Annotated in this window: 17 protein-coding genes; 15 read left to right on the top strand and 2 right to left on the bottom strand. The window is 63.8% G+C overall.

What is annotated here, in order from left to right:
- Positions 1 to 19: 19 nt before the first annotated feature.
- Positions 20 to 751, bottom strand: a complete 732-nt coding sequence (locus tag O6760_RS14145) for a YrhK family protein (protein WP_269586003.1) — start codon at positions 749 to 751, stop codon at positions 20 to 22.
- A gap of 186 nt (positions 752 to 937) precedes the next feature.
- Positions 938 to 1,888, bottom strand: a complete 951-nt coding sequence (locus O6760_RS14140; RefSeq protein WP_269586002.1) for a LysR family transcriptional regulator — start codon at positions 1,886 to 1,888, stop codon at positions 938 to 940.
- A gap of 94 nt (positions 1,889 to 1,982) precedes the next feature.
- Here O6760_RS14140 and O6760_RS14135 point away from each other — a divergent pair, with 94 nt between their 5' ends.
- From O6760_RS14135 to O6760_RS14065, 15 genes are all read left to right on the top strand, one after another.
- Positions 1,983 to 2,990: a class 1 fructose-bisphosphatase gene (locus O6760_RS14135; RefSeq protein WP_269586001.1), complete on the top strand. Its 1,008-nt coding sequence runs from the start codon at positions 1,983 to 1,985 to the stop codon at positions 2,988 to 2,990.
- A gap of 41 nt (positions 2,991 to 3,031) precedes the next feature.
- Positions 3,032 to 3,904 carry a phosphoribulokinase gene (locus O6760_RS14130; RefSeq protein WP_269586000.1) on the top strand — a complete coding sequence of 291 codons (873 nt, stop codon included), beginning with the start codon at positions 3,032 to 3,034 and terminating at the stop codon, positions 3,902 to 3,904.
- An 11-nt stretch (positions 3,905 to 3,915) separates the two neighbouring features.
- On the top strand, positions 3,916 to 5,904 hold the full coding sequence (gene tkt, locus O6760_RS14125) for a transketolase (RefSeq protein ID WP_269585999.1): 1,989 nt from the start codon (positions 3,916 to 3,918) through the stop codon (positions 5,902 to 5,904).
- Positions 5,905 to 5,920: 16 nt separating this feature from the next.
- Positions 5,921 to 7,000 (top strand): class II fructose-bisphosphate aldolase, encoded by a 1,080-nt coding sequence (gene fba / locus O6760_RS14120; protein WP_269585998.1) that lies wholly within the window; start codon positions 5,921 to 5,923, stop codon positions 6,998 to 7,000.
- A gap of 27 nt (positions 7,001 to 7,027) precedes the next feature.
- On the top strand, positions 7,028 to 8,491 hold the full coding sequence (locus tag O6760_RS14115) for a form I ribulose bisphosphate carboxylase large subunit (RefSeq protein ID WP_269585997.1): 1,464 nt from the start codon (positions 7,028 to 7,030) through the stop codon (positions 8,489 to 8,491).
- A gap of 59 nt (positions 8,492 to 8,550) precedes the next feature.
- Entirely contained in the window at positions 8,551 to 8,970 is a 420-nt protein-coding gene (locus tag O6760_RS14110) for a ribulose bisphosphate carboxylase small subunit (protein ID WP_269585996.1), read from the top strand.
- 72 nt (positions 8,971 to 9,042) lie between these two features.
- Positions 9,043 to 9,975 carry a CbbX protein gene (gene cbbX, locus O6760_RS14105; RefSeq protein ID WP_269585995.1) on the top strand — a complete coding sequence of 311 codons (933 nt, stop codon included), beginning with the start codon at positions 9,043 to 9,045 and terminating at the stop codon, positions 9,973 to 9,975.
- A 31-nt stretch (positions 9,976 to 10,006) separates the two neighbouring features.
- Positions 10,007 to 10,708 (top strand): ribulose-phosphate 3-epimerase, encoded by a 702-nt coding sequence (rpe, locus tag O6760_RS14100; RefSeq protein WP_269585994.1) that lies wholly within the window; start codon positions 10,007 to 10,009, stop codon positions 10,706 to 10,708.
- 96 nt (positions 10,709 to 10,804) lie between these two features.
- Positions 10,805 to 11,359 (top strand): thioredoxin family protein, encoded by a 555-nt coding sequence (locus tag O6760_RS14095; RefSeq protein WP_269585993.1) that lies wholly within the window; start codon positions 10,805 to 10,807, stop codon positions 11,357 to 11,359.
- Positions 11,356 to 12,018: a phosphoglycolate phosphatase gene (gene gph, locus O6760_RS14090; protein WP_269585992.1), complete on the top strand. Its 663-nt coding sequence runs from the start codon at positions 11,356 to 11,358 to the stop codon at positions 12,016 to 12,018. Before O6760_RS14095 ends, gph begins: the two co-directional genes overlap by 4 nt.
- Before the next feature lie 181 nt (positions 12,019 to 12,199).
- Complete coding sequence (locus tag O6760_RS14085) at positions 12,200 to 15,238, top strand: PAS-domain containing protein (protein WP_269585991.1); 3,039 nt, start codon at positions 12,200 to 12,202, stop codon at positions 15,236 to 15,238.
- On the top strand, positions 15,235 to 15,960 hold the full coding sequence (locus O6760_RS14080; RefSeq protein ID WP_269585990.1) for a response regulator: 726 nt from the start codon (positions 15,235 to 15,237) through the stop codon (positions 15,958 to 15,960). The genes O6760_RS14085 and O6760_RS14080 overlap by 4 nt, the downstream gene beginning before the upstream one ends.
- A 222-nt stretch (positions 15,961 to 16,182) precedes the next feature.
- Positions 16,183 to 17,193, top strand: a complete 1,011-nt coding sequence (locus tag O6760_RS14075) for an ABC transporter substrate-binding protein (RefSeq protein ID WP_269585989.1) — start codon at positions 16,183 to 16,185, stop codon at positions 17,191 to 17,193.
- A gap of 40 nt (positions 17,194 to 17,233) precedes the next feature.
- The gene (locus tag O6760_RS14070) at positions 17,234 to 18,028 is read left to right on the top strand and encodes an ABC transporter ATP-binding protein (RefSeq protein WP_269585988.1); all 795 of its coding nucleotides are present in this window, start codon (positions 17,234 to 17,236) and stop codon (positions 18,026 to 18,028) included.
- On the top strand, positions 18,025 to 18,792 hold the full coding sequence (locus tag O6760_RS14065; RefSeq protein WP_269585987.1) for an ABC transporter permease: 768 nt from the start codon (positions 18,025 to 18,027) through the stop codon (positions 18,790 to 18,792). The genes O6760_RS14070 and O6760_RS14065 overlap by 4 nt, the downstream gene beginning before the upstream one ends.
- The last annotated feature ends 40 nt before the right edge of the window (positions 18,793 to 18,832 follow it).

Raw genomic sequence — 18,832 nt, 5'->3', positions numbered from 1 at the left:
CCAGGCGGGCAGACAGGCTTCACCTGCTCGCACGGAGCAGGTCACGCAAGCGGCTGACGCCCCGGATGACAAGCAGGGCACGCCAGTAGTTGAAGATGCCTCCGAGCAGGAACAGCACGCTGCCGATGACGTAAAGAAGTGCCAGATAGGCATAGAGTTCCCGGGCGTCCGCGCTGTTCTTCACCGTCCAGAGATACGGTACCGAGGCAACGGCAAACAGGACCGACCCCGTCACGAAGGAAATCGCCGTCAGGTTCATCAGCTGCAGCTTGATCAGGCTGCCGGCGGTCACGATCTGGAGCACGTTCACGACCGCACCGGCGACAAACAGGAGACTGCCGACGACAAAGCAGGTGGCTCCGGCCTCCTCCGCACCAAACCGCTTGAGAAAACACAGGCTGCCGACGATGAACAGAAGTGTCCCCCCGACATAGGTCAGCGCGGCAGCGGCCTCGAGCCGGTCCCACAAGCCCGGCGGACCGGACCGGCGACGCCGCGCATTGATCACTTCGATAAGGTCATGCCCGGTCACCAGCAGGTAGAACAGCGACCCGACGACGAACAACCAGGCACCGACATCCTCATAGGCCTCGAAGGCAGGAAAAAAGAGCACGCTGCCGAAGATGAAGATCAAACCGCCGATCTTGTAAAAGGCAGCGTTGACGCTCTCCCAGAGGAGTTCCTTGCCCCTTGTCGCAGGTTTGGCCGTCAGGTCGAAATTTCTGGGCCGGTTGAGAAAAAGATGAGGCATTGCGGACGAAAAACCCGTGTCTGGAGACAGGACGCGATTTTTCGCGGCCGGCTGGTGCAAAGGACCCGGAGCGGGCGCGCCAGGGCTTCGGGATGATTGCAAAGGAGACGCGGTCAGGCAATCGCCGCCCGTGCCAGGCACGGTCGATCAGGTTCCGCACCGCGAGCGGGGCACCCGTTCCCGGGATCACCCGGCTGCCAGCAGGGAGGAAATTTCGCCTTCCGCCAGAAGGGCCTCGCCATTGCCGCGGATATAGTCCAGCACCTTCTGCATCGCGGGATCCGGAGTGAGGTCGGCCCGATGCAGCACGAACCAGTGCCGGATGATCGGCAGGGGCGCGGCCCTCAAAATGGCCAGGCGACCCGACTTCAGTTCCTCGATCACGGTATGTGCGGAAATCAGCGCAATACCAAGCCCTGCAATCACGGCCTGCTTGATCGACTCGTTCGATTCCATCTCCGTGAAGGTGAAGGTCTGGCCCTCGCTGAGCTGGTCCAGGAAACGCATGGACAGGATCCGCGTCCCCGAGCCGGGTTCACGCATGATGAAGTTCTCCCTCAGGATATCCGCCTTGTCCACTTTGCCGCCCGTGACCAGCGGATGCGCAGGGTTTGCAATCAGGATATGGGGATGATCGCCGATATTGTAGGCGGTCACCTCGGGCTGGCGCGGCGGCCTGCCCATGATCGCCAAATCGATCTTGCCGGAGCCGAGATCCGAAATGGTCCGGTCCCGGTTGCCCACCTGCAGCACCACCTCGATGTCGGGATAGTCCCGTTTCAACTGCGCGACGATCGACGGCGCAAAATACTTGCCCGTGCTGACCACACCCAGCACCACGCGCCCGGCCCGGCCTTTCTTCATGGCATCGATGCTGCCGATCGCCTTGCCCAGTGCCGACAGGGAGGTTTCGTAGGCCTCCAGAAGCGCGTTGCCCGCCGGTGTCGCCTCGAAGCTGCCGGCCCTGGTCCGGTTGACGAGCGCACAGCCGAAATTTTCCTCAAGAACCCTGAGCTGGGTGTGCACCGCGGGCGGCGTCAGCCCCAGAATCTCCGCAGAGCCGCTGATGCCGCCGGTCTTCACCACGGCGGCCAGGGCCCGTAATTGCTTGAACGTGATCGTGTTTATTGGCGTCATTTAATTTTCTTTAATTCAGGTTATGAAGTTTTAAATTCAGTTTACAGCCAGAACCGTGAATATCAAGGCGAGCCCACAAGGACGGGAGGCCTTGATGAAAGCGACACGCCCGGCAATCGAACCGGACCGAATCCCATCGGATGGTTTCGCGCTGATCGACGGCCTTTGCCAGGTCGCGGAGAGCCTATCGCGAACCATTGCCATGGGTCCCCTGACCGGCGGCCTCGGCCGAGAGGTCGGTCAGAACACGGACGGCGATACCCAGAAGGCCCTCGATGTCGAGGCAGACACGGCCTTTTTCGACGCCCTGTCGAATTGCGATGTCCGCTGGTACGCCTCGGAAGAGCGCGACGACATCCAGGAACGGGCACCCGGCGGCCGCTTCGCGCTTGCCATCGATCCACTCGACGGCTCATCCAACATCGACGCCAACGTGTCGATCGGCACCATTTTTTCCGTTTTCCAGGCAACGGATGACGCGGAAGCCTCGTTCCTGCGCCCCGCGAGCGAACAGCTGGCGGCAGGCTATTTCATCTACGGTCCGCAGACCGCGCTTATCCTGACCTTCGGCGAAGGCGTGCAGCATTATGTGCTCGACCCCATCGACCGGCAGTTCAAACTGGCCAACGACCGTCTCGTCATCCCCGCGACCGCCAGCGAATTCGCCATCAACGCGTCGAACTACCGCCACTGGTCCAAGCCGGTCCGTGCCTATATCGACGATTGCCTGGCAGGCGCCGAAGGCCCGCGTGACAAGAACTTCAACATGCGCTGGGTGGCCTCTCTTGTGGCCGAGACCCACCGGATCCTGAACCGGGGTGGCATCTTCCTCTATCCGGCGGACAGCCGGGCCGGCTACGAGAAAGGCCGCCTGCGCAGCGTCTACGAATGCGCGCCGATCGCCTTTCTCGTCGAACAGGCCGGCGGCAGGGCAACCACCGGAACCGACCGCCTGCTCGACCAGGCGGCTGAAACGCTCCACCAGCGCACGCCGTTTGTCTTCGGATCGGTCGACAAGGTCGACCGTGTCACCGCCTATCACGACCTGCCCGACCAGGAAGTCTCTGCCCTGTTCGGCACCCGCGGCCTGTTCCGCGGCTGACATCCACGCCTCCGGGCGCAACAAGATTTTGAAGGATAACCATGTCCAAGAAACATCCGATCATCTCGGTGACCGGCTCCTCGGGTGCGGGCACGACGACGGTCAAGAGCACCTTCGACCAGATCTTCCGGCGGGAAGGCATCCGCACCGTCTCGATCGAGGGGGACGCGTTTCACCGCTACGACCGGACCCAGATGAAACAGGAACTGGACACCCGCAAGAGTGCCGGCGACGAGACCTTCAGCCATTTCAGCTACGACGCCAACGAGCTGGAAAAGCTGGAAGAGGTTTTCCGCACCTATGGCGAGACCGGCGGGGGTGAGACCCGGCACTATGTTCACGACGAGGAAGAGGCCGAACGCTACGGCGCCGCACCCGGCAGCTTCACCGACTGGGCGCCTCTGGAAAAAGGGTCGGACCTGCTCTTCTACGAGGGCCTGCACGGTGCCGTCGTCAATGACACCGTCAACCTGTCGTCCCTGGCGGACCTGAAGATCGGCGTGGTCCCGGTGATCAACCTGGAATGGATCCAGAAGATCCACCGGGACAAGGACCGGCGTGGCTATTCGACCGAAGCCGTAACCGACACGATCCTGCGCCGCATGCACGCCTATGTGCATTGCATCTGTCCGCAATTCACCGAGACGGACATCAATTTCCAGCGCGTGCCCGTGGTGGACACCTCCAACCCCTTCATTGCCCGCTGGATTCCGACCCCGGACGAGAGCCTGGTCGTCATCCGCTTCAAGAATCCGCGCGGCATCGACTTCGCCTATCTCCGGACCATGATCCACGACAGCTGGATGACCCGTGCCAATTCCATCGTCATCCCCGGCGGCAAGATGGACCTGGCGATGCAGCTGATCTTCACCCCGATGATCCTGCGCCTGGTCAACGAATCCAAACGCGCCTGAAGGAGCTTGCCATGAACGTCCATACCCCGACGCAGACCAGCGAAGCCCTGATGGCCAATGCCATTCGCGTCCTGGCCATGGACGCGGTCGAGGCGGCCAATTCCGGTCATCCGGGTGCTCCCATGGGCCTCGCCGATGTCGCCACGGTGCTGTTCAGCCGTTTCATGAAGATCGACCCGTCCGATCCGGCATGGCCCGACCGCGACCGTTTCGTCCTCAGTGCCGGTCATGCCTCCATGCTTGTCTACGCGATCCATCACCTGCTCGGTTATGACGACATGGATGCCGGCCAGCTGAAATCCTTTCGCCAGCTCGGCGCGCGCACGGCCGGCCATCCCGAATACGGCCATGCCAAGGGCATCGAGACCACCACCGGTCCGCTCGGCCAGGGCATCGCCACCGCCGTCGGCATGGCGCTCGCCGAACGCATGATGAATGCCCGTTTCGGCGATGACCTCGTCGATCATTACACCTATGTGCTCGCCGGCGACGGCTGCCTGATGGAAGGCATCAGCCACGAGGCCGTCGACCTGGCCGGCCATCTCGGTCTTGGCCGCCTGATCGTCCTCTGGGACGACAACCGCATCACCATCGACGGTCCGACGAACCTGTCGACCTCGATGGACCAGGCCCGGCGTTTCGAGGCTGCCGGCTGGCACGTCCTGAGCGTCGACGGCCACGACGCCGAGGCGATCGCGAACGCCATCGCCACGGCCCGGGAGGAAACCGGCCGTCCCTCGATGATCGCCTGTCGCACGGTGATCGGCAAAGGTGCCCCGACCAAGGCAGGCAGCCACAAGGTCCATGGCGCACCGCTCGGTGCCGAGGAGATTGCCGCCGCCCGGACTGCCCTGGACTGGGCAGCACCCGCATTCGAGATCCCGGCCCCGATCAAACAGGCCTGGGAGGATGTCGCGGACCGGGGCCGCAAGGCGCGTCTTGCCTGGGAAGCCCGCAAACAGGACCATCCCCTGAAACAGGGTTTCGACACCGCCCTAGCCGGGCCCGACACCGGGGCACTTGCCGCGGCCATCGCCGCGCACAAGGAAAAGCTGAGCGCCGAGGCGCCGAAGCTGGCCACCCGCAAGGCTTCCGAACTGGCACTGGAAGTCGTCGCGGCAGCCTTGCCGAATGCGATTGGCGGCTCGGCCGACTTGACCGGCTCCAACAACACGCGGACCGGCGGCATGCGCGCCGTTTCCCGGGACAATTATCGCGGCAGCTACCTGCATTACGGTATCCGCGAACACGGCATGGCGGCGGCCATGAACGGCATCGCCCTCCATGGCGGGTTCTTTGCCTATGGCGGCACCTTTCTCGCCTTTGCCGACTATTGCCGCCCGGCCATCCGGCTCTCCGCCCTCATGGGCGTACCCGTTGCCTATGTCATGACCCATGACAGCATCGGTCTTGGCGAGGACGGTCCGACCCACCAGCCTGTCGAGACCCTGGCATCGCTTCGCGCCATGCCCAACCTCACGGTCCTGCGCCCCGCCGACGCGGTCGAGACCGCCGAAGCCTGGGAAATCGCGGGCACCTCGCGGACGACGCCGACCGTGCTGTGCCTGTCCCGCCAGGGACTTCCGACCCTGCGCACCGAGCACACGATCGAGAACAGGACCCGCCGCGGCGCCTATGTGCTGAAGGAACCGGACGGAGACCGTCACGTCACGCTGATCGCGACCGGCTCGGAAGTCGAGATCGCGCTCGCCGCCGCGGACCTCCTGGCGGTGAACGGCATCAAGGCCGCCGTCGTCTCCGCGCCGTCCTTCGAACTCTTCGCCAAACAGGACCGGGCCTACCGCGCCGCGGTGCTCGGAACGGTGCCCCGTGTCGGTGTCGAAGCTGCGGTCCGCCAGGGCTGGGATGCGCTGATCGGCTCCGACGGCGCCTTTGTCGGGATGACCGGCTTCGGCGCCTCGGCCCCTGCCCCCGACCTCTATGACCATTTCGGCATCACCCCGGCCGCGGTTGCCAATGCCGCGAAGACACTGCTCTAACCTTCGGGAGACCACCATGGCACTCATCACTCTCCGGCAACTCCTCGATCACGCCGCCGAACACGGCTACGGCGTGCCGGCGTTCAACATCAACAACATGGAACAGGGCCTGGCGATCCTGCGCGCGGCGGCCGGCTGCGACGCGCCCGTGATCCTGCAGGCGAGCCGCGGCGCCCGCTCCTATGCCGGCGACATCATGCTGCGCAACATGGTCGCCGCCCTCGCCGAGATGCATCCGGACATCCCCATCGTGATGCACCAGGACCACGGCAACAACGAAGCCACCTGCCTTTCCGCCATCCGCCACGGCTTCACCTCTGTGATGATGGACGGCTCGCTGGAAGAGGACATGAAGACCCCGGCGAGCTACGACTACAATGTCGGGATCACCCGCCGCGTGACGCAGGCCGCCCACGCGGTCGGCGCCTCCGTGGAAGGCGAACTCGGCGTGCTCGGATCGCTGGAAACCGGCGAGGCCGGCGAGGAAGACGGTTCGGGCGCGGAAGGCAAGCTCAGCCAGGATCAGCTCCTGACCGATCCGGACCAGGCGGTCGACTTCGTGCTCGCCACCAAATGCGACGCGCTGGCGATTGCCTGCGGCACCAGCCACGGCGCCTACAAGTTCTCCCGCAAGCCCGATGGCGACATCCTGTCGATGGCCACCATCGAGGCGATCCACCGGAACCTGCCCTCGACCCACCTGGTGATGCACGGCTCAAGTTCCGTGCCGCAATACCTGCAGGATCTCATCAACGAAAACGGCGGCGAAATGCCCCAGACCTATGGCGTACCGGTCGAGGAGATCGAGCGCGGCATCCAGATGGGCGTGCGCAAGGTCAACATCGACACCGACTGCCGCATGGCCATGACCGGGCAGTTCCGCAAGCTCGCCCGTGACAAGCCGGCGGAATTCGACCCGCGCAAGTTCATGATCCCGGCGATGGACGAGCTGGAGACGCTCTGCCGCGATCGCTTCGAACGCTTCGGCACCGCCGGCCAGGCCGGCAGGATCCGGCCGGTCTCCCTCGACGACATGGCCGCCCGTTACGCCTCGGGCGCGCTCGATCCGCAGATCGCCACCTCGCGGGCGGCCTGACATTTTCAAAGAAGAGGAACCTTCATCATGCTCGACAAGGTCAAGACGGTCACCGATGCCAAGAAGAGATATTCCGCCGGTGTCATGAAATACGCCCAGATGGGCTACTGGGAACCCGACTACACGCCGAAGGACACGGACGTGATCGCCCTGTTCCGGATCACGCCGCAGGACGGCGTCGACGAGGTGGAAGCAGCTGCCGCCGTTGCCGGCGAAAGCTCGACGGCGACCTGGACGGTCGTGTGGACCGACCGGCTGACGGCCTGCGAGAAATACCGCGCCAAGGCCTACCGGGTCGATCCGGTCCCGAACAGCCCCGGCGAGTTCTTTGCCTATATCGCCTATGACCTCGACCTGTTCGAGCCGGGCTCAATCGCCAACCTCACGGCCTCGATCATCGGCAATGTCTTCGGCTTCAAGCCGCTCAAGGCCCTCCGCCTGGAGGACATGCGCCTGCCGACCGCCTATGTGAAGACCTTCCAGGGTCCTGCCACCGGCATTGTCGTCGAGCGCGAACGGCTCAACTGCTACGGCCGGCCGCTGCTCGGGGCGACCGTCAAGCCGAAGCTCGGCCTGTCCGGCCGCAACTACGGCCGGGTCGTCTACGAGGCCCTCAAGGGCGGGCTCGATTTCACCAAGGATGACGAGAACATCAACAGCCAGCCCTTCATGCACTGGCGCGACCGCTTCCTCTACTGCATGGAAGCCGTCACCCGCGCGTCTGCGGCGACCGGCGAGGTCAAGGGCACCTATCTCAACGTCACCGCCGGCACGATGGAGGAGATGTACGCCCGCGCCGAATTCGCCAAGTCACTCGGCTCGGTTGTCATCATGATCGATCTCGTGATCGGTTACACGGCGATCCAGTCCATGGCCAAGTGGGCCCGCGACAACGACATGATCCTGCACCTGCACCGTGCCGGTCACTCGACCTATACCCGCCAGCGCAGCCACGGGGTCAGCTTCCGCGTGATCGCAAAGTGGATGCGCCTTGCAGGTGTCGACCACCTTCACGCAGGAACCGTCGTCGGCAAGCTGGAAGGCGATCCGGCGACCACGAAGGGCTACTACGACATCTTCCGCGAAGAATACAATCCGATGGCGCTGGAAAACGGCATCTTCTTCGACCAGGACTGGGCCTCGCTCAACAAGATGATGCCGGTGGCCTCGGGCGGCATCCATGCCGGCCAGATGCACCAGTTGCTGACCTATCTCGGCGAGGACGTCGTGCTTCAGTTCGGCGGCGGCACAATCGGCCACCCGCACGGCATCGAGGCGGGCGCCACCGCCAACCGCGTGGCCCTGGAAGCCATGGTCTACGCCCGCAATGCCGGCCGCGACATCTGGAACGAGGGCCCGGATATCCTGCGGGACGCGGCCGAGACCTGCACCCCGCTGAAACAGGCACTGGAGACCTGGAAGGACGTCACCTTCGACTACACCTCGACGGATGCGCCCGACTATGCGCCGACGCCGGAAGTGTCCCTGTAGGTCATCCCGTTTCACCGCCGCTCAAGCGGCGACCCAAACTTGCGAAAAGGAGCAATCCCATGCGTCTCAGACAGGGCCAGTTCAGCTACCTGCCGGATCTCACCGACGACCAGATCCGGGACCAGGCTCAATATGCCATCGACAACGGCTGGGCCGTGTCGGTCGAATACACTGACGACCCGCATCCCCGGAACACCTATTGGGAAATGTGGGGCCACCCGATGTTCGACAATCCGGATGCCGCCGCCGTGGTGTTCGAGGTCAATGAGTGCCGCAAGGAGCACGGCGGCAAATATATCCGGGTGATCGCCTTCGACAGCAGCGCCGGATGGGAGTCGATCCGGCTGAGCTTCATCGTCAACCGGCCGTCGGACGAACCCGGTTTCCGCGTTGTCCGCCAGGAAGGCGAAGGCCGGATCATCCGCTACACCGTGGAAAGCTATGCCGTTCGCGAGCCCGAAGGCCGCCGCTACGCATAAGCCGTCCACTGCGGGCCGCCGAATCCCGACTTCCTCCACCCGGCGGCCCGCCTTTTTACCGGAGCAGTCCCCATGTCCGTTGATGAAACCACGCCGCCGACCGAAATCGACCTTGCCGCCGCCTATGAGGAAAGCGGTGTCCGCGACATCCTGCAGGAGCTCGACGACACCCTGATCGGGCTCGAACCGGTCAAGCAGCGCATCCGCGAAACGGCGGCGCTGCTGCTGGTCGACCAGGCCAGGCGGCAGTTGGGACTGGCGACCGAGACGCCGACCCTGCACATGAGCTTCACCGGAAATCCGGGCACCGGAAAGACCACGGTTGCGCTCAAGATGGCCGACCTCCTGCACCGGCTCGGCTATGTGCGCAAGGGTCACCTGGTGACCGTGACCCGCGACGATCTTGTCGGCCAATATATCGGCCACACGGCGCCCAAGACCAAGGAAATCCTCAAGAAAGCCATGGGCGGTGTGCTGTTCATCGACGAGGCCTATTATCTCTACCGCCCCGAGAACGAACGCGACTATGGCCAGGAAGCGATCGAGATCCTGCTGCAGGTCATGGAGAACAACCGCGACGACCTTGTCGTGATCCTGGCCGGATACGGCGACCGGATGGACCGTTTCTTTGAATCCAATCCCGGCTTCCGCTCCCGGATCGCCCATCATATCGACTTTCCGGACTATTCGGACGAAGAGCTCTTGAAGATCTCCGAGGGCATGCTGGCCGAGCAGAACTACCGGTTCGATGACGACGCGCGCCGGGCCATGGCGGACTACATCCCGGCGCGCAGGGCGCAGGCGCATTTCGCCAATGCCCGCTCGATCCGCAACGCCCTCGACCGGGCGCGTCTGCGCCAGGCCAACCGCCTCTTCAGCGAAGCCGCTGGTCCGGTCGATGCGACTGCGCTCTCAACCATCCGCGAAGCCGACATCCGGGCCAGCCGTGTCTTCCGCGGCGGCCTTGACGCGGACCGTCCCGTTCGACGGGACGCAGCCGAATGATCCCCTTTCCATTTCAATACGGTGAAACCAGATGACCTTTAGCCGATCCATCAAGATCGCCCCGTCGATCCTGTCCGCGGACTTTGCCGATTTCGGCCGGGAAATCGCGGCAATCGAGGACCAGGGGTGCGACTGGGTGCATGTCGACGTGATGGACGGGCATTTCGTGCCCAACCTCACCTTTGGACCACAGCTGTGCAAGGCGATCCGGCCGCATATTTCCACGGTCATGGACGTGCATTTGATGATTGCCCCCGTCGATCCTTATATCGAGGCCTTTGCCGAGGTGGGCGCCGACGTCATCACGGCGCATCTCGAAGCCGGCAGCCATCCCCACCGGACGTTGCAGGCGATCCGTGCAACAGGCAGGAAGGCGGGCCTGGCACTGAACCCCGGAACGCCGGTGGAGGCCGCCGCCCCGCTTCTGGACCTGACCGATCTGATCTGCGTCATGACGGTCAATCCCGGCTTTGGCGGTCAGTCCTTCATCTCCAGCCAGCTCGACCAGATCCGGCGGCTGCGCGCGCTGATCGGCGACCGGCCGGTCCATATCGAGGTCGACGGCGGCGTCGATCCGGCCACCGCGCCGCTTGTGGCCGAAGCCGGTGCGGATGTGCTGGTCGCCGGTTCCGCCGTCTTCCGCGGCGGGTCCGTGGAAACCCCGGACAGATATGGCGCAAACATGCGCGCCATTCGCGAGTCCGCAAACGCGGCCCTCTACCAGGCTGCCTGAGAGATCGGCCACACCAGGTGCGCCGGGTGCGCCAGTTCGCTATGATCGCGCCGAGTCACCTGTCCGGCACCGGACCTTGCACAGGAGGGATCCCCCATGGCCGCCACCCCACCCGTTTGCGATTTCGGCTGGAAAGCCCCGTCCTTCGAACTGCCCGCCACCGACGGCAGGACCTACAGCCTGACCGACATTGCCGGTCCGAAGGGCACCCTGATCATGTTCATCTGCAACCACTGCCCCTATGTGGTCGCGGTCAGGGACCGGATCCTGCGCGATGCCCGTGACCTTGCTGCGCTCGGCATCGGCGTTGCCGCCATCAGCGCCAATGACACCGAAGCCTATCCGCAGGACAGTTTCGAGAAGATGACCGAGCTTGCGGAGAAGGAGAATTTTCCCTTCCCCTATCTCTTTGACGAGGACCAGTCGGTCGCCCGGGCCTATGACGCCGTCTGCACACCTGACTTCTTCGGTTTCAATGCCGCTCTGGAGCTTCAGTATCGCGGCCGCCTGGACGCCTCGCGCAAGCAAAGCGGTCCTCCGGACCTCCGACGCGATCTTTATGAAGCCATGCGTCAGGTGGCCGAAACCGGCAAGGGTCCGGAAGACCAGATCCCGTCCATGGGCTGTTCCATCAAGTGGAAGGCCGCATGACACCGATCCTGATTTTTGACCTGGACGGCACGCTGATCGACAGCGCGCCGGATCTCCATGCTGCTGCGTCCCGGATGCTCGCCGCCGAAGGCCTGCCCGAACTGCCGCCTGAAACGATCCGCTCCTTCATCGGCAACGGCATTCCGGTGCTGGTCGACCGCATCATCGCGGCAACGGCCCTGAACCCGGACGACCGCGACCGTCTCGTTGCCGGCTTCCTCGCCGATTACCAGGCGCATGCCACCGACCTGACCGTGCCGTATCCGAATGTCCGGGACAGCCTCAGCACGTTGAAACAGTCAGGCCACAGGCTTGCAGTCTGCACAAACAAGCCGGAAGCACCGGCGCAAGCGATCCTGCAGGATCTCGGCCTGGCACATTTCTTCGACGATCTTGTCGGCGGCGACAGCCTGTCCTCCCGCAAACCCGACCCGGAAGGCCTGAACGTCCTTCGGGATCGCCTGGGTGACGGCCCGGTGGTCTATGTCGGCGACAGCGAGGTCGATGCAGAAACCGCACGGAAAGCAGGCGTGCCCTTCGCCCTGTTCACCGAGGGGTACCGGAAACGCCAGGTCTCCGAGCTGCCGCACACTGTCAGCTTTCAGGATTTCAGGGATTTGCCGGATCTCTTGGAGAGCCTTCTCGCCGCACCGGTCTGATTTTCTTCGTCCGTCCTTCCCGGTTCGGCCGGGATACGTCACGCCGGTGCCGACAGGCTCTGGCGCTACACGCGCCTTGACACAATTGATACATTCGCCAAGGCCAAACTGAAAAACCGGCCGTGTAGGCAGGGATGCGGGCTGTCTAAACAGCCACGCAGGCAGGACGGATTGGGATCGGATGTTGCAGCAGGGGGACAGCGGTGCGGTTGGCGCGGACGACGACCGGACCAGACGGAAGCTCCTGGAGGAGGCCGTCGATGGGCTGCGCGAGGGCTTCGTGCTCTACGATCAGGACAGGAAACTGATCTTCGCGAACAGCCGCTACGCGGACATGCTGGGCCCGCATCGGCACCTTCTGGTGCCCGGGACACCGATGCTGGACATCATCGGCGCCGCCGTCGGCAGCGGACACATAACGATTGTCCGGGGACCGGAGGGCGGGCTCTCCGATCTTCTCGATGCTCTGGAGGCTGCCGGCACGCTCAAGGTCGAGATCAGGGTCGCCGACGGCACCCAGCGGGAAATCACTCTGGCGCGCCTCGCGGAGGGCGGCATCGTCGCAACCGTCCTCGACATCACGGAGCAGCGTACCGCCCAGGCTCGCGCCCGGGACCTGCTCCACGGCGCCATAGAAGCGGTCGATTTCGGCATCGCGCTCGTCGACGACGATGAACGGCTGGTCTTTGCCAACGCCAAGTTCCGGGAGATCGGCGACCCGAACGGCAACCTGCTGGAGGCCGGGCGGACGATGCGTGAAATCCATGCCGGCGCCATTTCAACCGGGCAGTTTCCCCTGCCCGCCTGGACGCCCAGCCGGGAAGTACTGGACGAACTGGACAGGATGATCCGTCAGGCCGCCAAGGGTTTCTCGGTGCCGAACAACCAGGGCCGGGAAATCGTCGGCAATGTCTATGAGACCGCGCTGCAAGGCCGGATCCTGACCATCGAGGACGTCACCGACCAGTTGCGCGCGGAGCGGCTCTTCACGGACGCGGTTGCGCGACTGCCGGTCGGGGTCGCGATCGAAGGCGCGGACGGCCGTTTCACCCATTGCAACGATGCCTTTGCCGCCCCGTTCCACATGACCGCCGAGACGATCCTGAACCTCTCCGATGCCGAGCGGATCGAGGTCCTGTCCCCCCAGGTCGCGACGATTGCCGGCCGCGACGTCGGCGACCTGGCAGCTGAGCTGTTCGCGGATGCTGTCCGGCGCCAGCGCGAAACACTCACGCCGATGGAAGTCAGTTTCCGGAACGGCCGGCACTATCTGGTGGAACGCGCGATCACCCAGGACAATGGCCGCGTGGTCGTGGTCACCGACATCACCGCGCTGAAGGAATCGGAAAACCGCAGCCTGCGGACCCTCAACGATGCCATCCAGTCGCTCGATGAAGGCCTGGTCCTGTTCGACAGGGACCTGAATTTCGTGCTTGGCAACCGGCTCTACGACGAGATGTTCTTCAGCGAGATCAAGCCGCCGGAGCAAGGGGAAAACCTTGTCGGCATGATGGACCGGCTGATCGACGGCGGCGTCATGCTGGTCCCCGAAGGCTTCGAGAAAAACGCCTATATGAGCGAACTCGACCGGCTGGTGCGGAACTATGCCAAGAAGGAAACCATCACGCTTGGCGGCGGTCGCATCCTGCTGGCGTCCGCCCATCATACCGAACTCGACGGCTATCTCGTCTCCTTCATCGACATCACCGAGCAGCGCCGCGCCGAGGAGGAGCAGCGCGAGGCCGACCTGTTGCTGCGCAAGATCGTCGAGGCCTGCCCGGCCAATTTCCTGGTCTCGCGGATCGAGGACGGCAAGATCATCTATTGTCCGCCCGCCTCGCGCGACCGCTTCGGCGAAATCGACTCGACCCTCAGCTTCTTCCTCTCGCCCGACGACCGCAAACGCTATCTCAACGCCCTGCTGCCGACCGGCTCACTCGACGATTACCGGGTTCAGTTCCGCCGTGCCGACGGTTCGATCATGGAAGGGCTGACGGCCGCGCGCGTCACCGACTACAAGGGCGAGAACGTGATCGTCTCGTCCACCCGCGACATTTCCGACCTGCTCGCCATGCAGGAAGAGCTGCAGAAGCAGCGTGACATTGCCCACCAGAGCGAGAAACTCTCCGCCCTCGGAGAACTCCTGGCCGGTGTCGCCCACGAACTCAACAATCCGCTCTCGATCATCGTCGGTTATGCCCAGATGCTGGAGGGGCGGCTCGAAGATCCGGTCCTTTCGAAACGGGTCGACCGGATTGCAGAGGCCGCAGACCGCAGTGCCCGGATCGTCAAGACGTTCCTGGCGATGGCGCGGCAGCGGCCTGCCAGGATCGAGCCCTGTTCCCTGAACGAAATTGCCGCCGTCGCGCTCGAGGTTGCCGGCTACGGTCTCAGGGCAAACGGAACGCGCATCGTGACGGAGTTCGACGACACGCAGCCGGCGGTGTCCGGCGACGCCGACCAGCTCATCCAGGTTGTCACGAACCTGATCGTCAATGCCGAACATGCCCTCGCCGGGCTTGGTGAAAAGGGCATGCTGACGATCGCGTCCAGGCACCTGGCCGATGACGACCAGTGTGTTCTGGAGGTCCGCGACAACGGACCGGGGATCCCGGAGGACATCAGGGCGCGCATTTTCGAGCCGTTCTTCACCACCAAGGATGTCGGCGAAGGCACCGGCGTCGGCCTCGCCTTCAGTCACAGGATCGTCGATACCCATGGCGGCACACTCGAAGTCACCTCCGCGCCCGGTACGGGCACGAGTTTTTTCGTCAGGTTGCAGGCCACGAGACCGGAAGCCGATGAAACGTCCGCGGCGCTGCAATCCGGCGGGACGGTTGGCCGCAAGCGGGTGCTCGTGGTCGATGACGAGGCCGACGTCGGCGAACTGATCGCCGATCTCCTGGAAGATCTCGGCTGTCAGGCCACCCTGGCGGGCGACGCGCGCGAGGCCCTGAACCTGCTGTCCCGTTCGGCTTTCGACCTGATCCTCAGCGATTTCAAGATGCCCGGCATTGACGGAGAGGCCTTCTACAGGACCCTTCAGGAACACCAGCCCGCCTATACCGGCCGGATCGGTTTCGTCACCGGCGATTCCATGGGCAAGGCAGTCACACGGTTCCTGACCGAAAGCGAATGCCCCTTCATCGAAAAACCGATCCTGAAAGAGGAACTGGCGAACCTCCTGAAAACGCTCAGCGGCGGAGACCAAGACGCATGACAAGCCCTTCCGTGAACCGGACTTCCAGGCAGATCCTGGTGTGTGACGACGAGCCCCACCTGCGCGAAATGGTCGCCGAATACCTGAGCGAGCGCGGCTACGCGGTCACCGAGGCACCGAACGCCGCCGAAATGTCGAAGCTCTTCGAGACGTTTCAGCCAAACCTGATCATCCTCGACGTCAACATGCCGGGAACCGATGGTCTGACCGCCCTGCGCGAGTTGCGCGCCACCTCGACCGTGCCCGTGATCATGCTGACGGCGGCAAGCGAAGTGGTCGACCGCATCGTCGGCCTGGAAATGGGCGCCGACGACTATGTCGGCAAACCGGTCGACCTGCGCGAACTGGAGGCGCGTATCAAGGCCGCCCTGCGCCGGCAGGCCTTCAGCGACAACGAGCAGCAGCACAAGGACCGGCAAGCGGGAACGGTCCAGTTCGGCCCCTGCCGGCTGGATCTCGACGGAGCCAAGCTGTTTGGCGCGGACGGCGACGAAATCGCCATTACCGCCATGGAATTCAGCCTGCTCAGGGTCTTTGCGGAAAACCGCGGCCGTGTCCTCAACCGGGACCAGCTGCTGGAGCAGGCGCATGACAAGGGCTGGGAACCCTTCGACCGCTCCATCGACCTGCGCATCTCCCGGCTTCGCCGCAAGATCGAGATCAATCCGACCAAGCCGGAAACGATCCGCACGGTTCGGGGGATCGGATACGTGTTCGATTGATTTTTCGGCGCTCAGCCTCGCCAGGCTGCTGAACCGTTCGGCCGGACCCTGCCACTTGTGTCAGCAACTGGTTCACCACGGTCCGGCGACCCTATCTGCACAAAAAGTATACTTGCCAAAAAGATTTGCAAATCGGAAATTCCCTCACTAGCTTGCCATGCCTGTGCAATGCGAAAAAGGCGCGCCCATGAGGCTGCGCCGATGTAGCAACTGGAGAAGTTCATGTTTTACAGCAAGATTGTCGCGGCTGCGTTTGTGGCCCTCGGGACAACGACAGCGGCCGCCAGCGCCCAGACCGCCGTCCCTTTTGCCCTCGACTGGAAATTTGAAGGCCCTGCCGCACCCTATTTTGCTGCAATCGACAACGGCCATTTCGAGGACAAGGGCCTGAGCGTCGAGATCACCGCCGGCTCCGGGTCCCTGGATGCCATTCCGAAAGTGGCAACCGGCGCCTTTCCCATCGGCTTTGCCGACATCAACAGCCTGATCAAGTTCGTTGACCAGAACCCGGGCGCGCCCGTGATCGCGGCCATGATGATCTACGACAAGCCGCCCTTTGCGGTCATCGGCCGGAAATCGCTGGGCGTCGAAGGCCCGGGCGACCTCGCCGGCAAGGTCCTCGGCGCGCCGCCGCCGGACGGAGCCTGGGCGCAGTTCCCGATCTTTGCCGCCGAAAACGGCATCAACATGGACGACATCAAGGTCGAGCCCGTCGGCTTCCCAACCCGCGAGCCGATGCTGGCCGAAGGCAATGTCTCGTCGATCACCGGCTTCTCGTTCAGCTCCTACCTGAACCTCGTCCGCCTCGGCGTTCCGGAAGAGGACATCTCGACCATCCTGATGGCCGATCACGGTCTCGACCTCTATGGCAACGCCGTGATCGTGAACACGGAATTCGCCGCCGCCAACCCGGAGATCGTCAAGGGCTTCCTTGAAGCGGTCGCCATGGGCTGGAAGGACGCCATCGCCGACCCGGCAGCCGTCATCCCCTCCCTGGTGGAGCGCAACCCGGCCGCCGACGCCGCCCTCGAGCAGCGCCGCCTGCAGCTGGCGATCGACGCCAATGTCGTCACGGATTACACGACCGCCAACGGCATGGGCGGCATCGACGACGATCGCATGGCCAGCGCCATCAAGCAGATCGGCATGGTCTACGACTTCCAGAACGAGCCGGATGCCAGCCTCTATTTCACGGACGCCTACCTTCCCGAAGGCGGTTTCCCCCTGAAATAAGACAGCGTGGGGGCCAAGCGCCCCCACCATCAAGGATCCCATGACAGCTTTGATAGAAATAAAGGGCGTGCGCCATGCCTACGCGACCGCGGCCGGCCCTTTACCCGTCCTCGACGGACTCGAGGTCTCCGTTGATGAAGGCGGCTTTTGCGCGGTCGTCGGTCCGTCCGGTTGCGGCAAGTCGACACTGACCCGCCTCATCGCCGGACTGATGCGCCCGGATGAAGGCGAGGTCTGGCTGCATGGAGAACGGGTGCGCGGGCCGCGCTCGACCGTCGGCATGGCGTTCCAGAACCCGGTACTGCTGGAATGGCGGTCCATTTTGAAAAACGTGATGCTGCCGCTGGAGATCGTTCCCAACGGCCTGAAAGGTCAGGCCGCGGTTGATCGCGCGCGGCACCTCCTGTCCCTCGTGGGCCTGGAAGGGTTCGAGGACAAGCGCCCGTCCGAACTCTCGGGAGGCATGCGCCAGCGCGCCTCCCTGTGCCGGGCCCTGGTGCACCAGCCCGAGGTCCTGATCCTGGACGAACCGTTCGGCGCGCTGGATGCCTTCACGCGGGAGGACCTTTGGCAAACCATGCATGACCTGAAGGCGAAGGAACCCTTCACCGGCGTCTTGATCACCCACGACCTGCGCGAAGCCATTTTCCTGGGCGACCAGGTTGTCGTCCTGTCCGGACGCCCCGCGCGCACGCAATACGTCATGGACATCTCCCGCTCGGCACCCGCCGACCTGGAAGATCTCTACACTGCAGAATCCGCCGAACGCCTGACAATCTTGCGGCACCAGATCGAAATCGCTCAGGGCCGCGTCCCGGATGAGGCCATGTCATGACCGGACGCCTGCGCTCCCTGACCGTTCCGCTGGTCGCAATCCTTGTCTTCCTGCTTCTGTGGGAGGCCCTGGTCTGGCTCAACGGCTGGCCTAACTACAAGATGGCGTCGCCCAGCGACCTGTGGCCGGCCTATACCCGCTACTGGGAGCTGTTCCTGGTGATGGGCTGGCAGACACTCTGGCGCACGGTCGTCGGCCTGCTGCTCGCCGTGATCGTCGGCATCGCGTTCGGCATGGTCATGGGCTTCTCGCGCACCATGCGCGAGGCACTCTATCCGCTGCTGGTCGGGTTCAACGCCATTCCCAAGGCAACGGTGGTTCCGATCGTGGCGCTGATGTTCGTCGGCGCGCATGATTTCAACACCATCCTGATCGCCTTCATGATTTCCTTCTTTCCGATCGCCGTCTCGGTGTCGATCGGCCTGTCGACGCTGGAACCGGAATACCGCGACATCCTGAGATCCCTGGGCGCCTCGCAAACCACGATCTTCTGGAAAATCGCCCTGCCGAAGACGCTGCCCGAATTTTTCGGCGCCCTGAAGGTGTCCGTGACCTTGGCCTTCATCGGAACCAACCTGATGGAGATCGTCAGCCCGCACGGCAGGGGACTGGGCGCCCTGTTCGACAGCGGCAAGACCAACTCGGACTACCCGCTCATGTTCGCCGTCCTGATTGCGCTGGCCGTGCTCGGCATCGTCCTCTATTACATTGTCGTCGGCCTCGAGAAGATCTTCGCGGGCTGGGCGGAACGCGCCCCGGGGTAGATCCCTCCGGCAGGGACGCGCATCTTGCCTGGCCGGCAGC

Origin of the sequence: Roseibium sp. Sym1 (assembly GCF_027359675.1) — a bacterium.
In the GTDB taxonomy this organism is placed as follows: Bacteria; Pseudomonadota; Alphaproteobacteria; order Rhizobiales; family Stappiaceae; genus Roseibium.
This window is presented reverse-complemented; position numbering and strand designations above follow the sequence as displayed.

What these genes read in the sequence shown, in the direction of transcription:
- O6760_RS14145 (WP_269586003.1), bottom strand. Translation starts at nt 751, where the DNA reads ATGCCTCATCTTTTTCTCAACCGGCCCAGAAATTTCGACCTGACGGCC.
- O6760_RS14140 (WP_269586002.1), bottom strand. Translation starts at nt 1,888, where the DNA reads ATGACGCCAATAAACACGATCACGTTCAAGCAATTACGGGCCCTGGCC.
- O6760_RS14135 (WP_269586001.1), top strand. Translation starts at nt 1,983, where the DNA reads ATGAAAGCGACACGCCCGGCAATCGAACCGGACCGAATCCCATCGGAT.
- O6760_RS14130 (WP_269586000.1), top strand. Translation starts at nt 3,032, where the DNA reads ATGTCCAAGAAACATCCGATCATCTCGGTGACCGGCTCCTCGGGTGCG.
- tkt (WP_269585999.1), top strand. Translation starts at nt 3,916, where the DNA reads ATGAACGTCCATACCCCGACGCAGACCAGCGAAGCCCTGATGGCCAAT.
- fba (WP_269585998.1), top strand. Translation starts at nt 5,921, where the DNA reads ATGGCACTCATCACTCTCCGGCAACTCCTCGATCACGCCGCCGAACAC.
- O6760_RS14115 (WP_269585997.1), top strand. Translation starts at nt 7,028, where the DNA reads ATGCTCGACAAGGTCAAGACGGTCACCGATGCCAAGAAGAGATATTCC.
- O6760_RS14110 (WP_269585996.1), top strand. Translation starts at nt 8,551, where the DNA reads ATGCGTCTCAGACAGGGCCAGTTCAGCTACCTGCCGGATCTCACCGAC.
- cbbX (WP_269585995.1), top strand. Translation starts at nt 9,043, where the DNA reads ATGTCCGTTGATGAAACCACGCCGCCGACCGAAATCGACCTTGCCGCC.
- rpe (WP_269585994.1), top strand. Translation starts at nt 10,007, where the DNA reads ATGACCTTTAGCCGATCCATCAAGATCGCCCCGTCGATCCTGTCCGCG.
- O6760_RS14095 (WP_269585993.1), top strand. Translation starts at nt 10,805, where the DNA reads ATGGCCGCCACCCCACCCGTTTGCGATTTCGGCTGGAAAGCCCCGTCC.
- gph (WP_269585992.1), top strand. Translation starts at nt 11,356, where the DNA reads ATGACACCGATCCTGATTTTTGACCTGGACGGCACGCTGATCGACAGC.
- O6760_RS14085 (WP_269585991.1), top strand. Translation starts at nt 12,200, where the DNA reads ATGTTGCAGCAGGGGGACAGCGGTGCGGTTGGCGCGGACGACGACCGG.
- O6760_RS14080 (WP_269585990.1), top strand. Translation starts at nt 15,235, where the DNA reads ATGACAAGCCCTTCCGTGAACCGGACTTCCAGGCAGATCCTGGTGTGT.
- O6760_RS14075 (WP_269585989.1), top strand. Translation starts at nt 16,183, where the DNA reads ATGTTTTACAGCAAGATTGTCGCGGCTGCGTTTGTGGCCCTCGGGACA.
- O6760_RS14070 (WP_269585988.1), top strand. Translation starts at nt 17,234, where the DNA reads ATGACAGCTTTGATAGAAATAAAGGGCGTGCGCCATGCCTACGCGACC.
- O6760_RS14065 (WP_269585987.1), top strand. Translation starts at nt 18,025, where the DNA reads ATGACCGGACGCCTGCGCTCCCTGACCGTTCCGCTGGTCGCAATCCTT.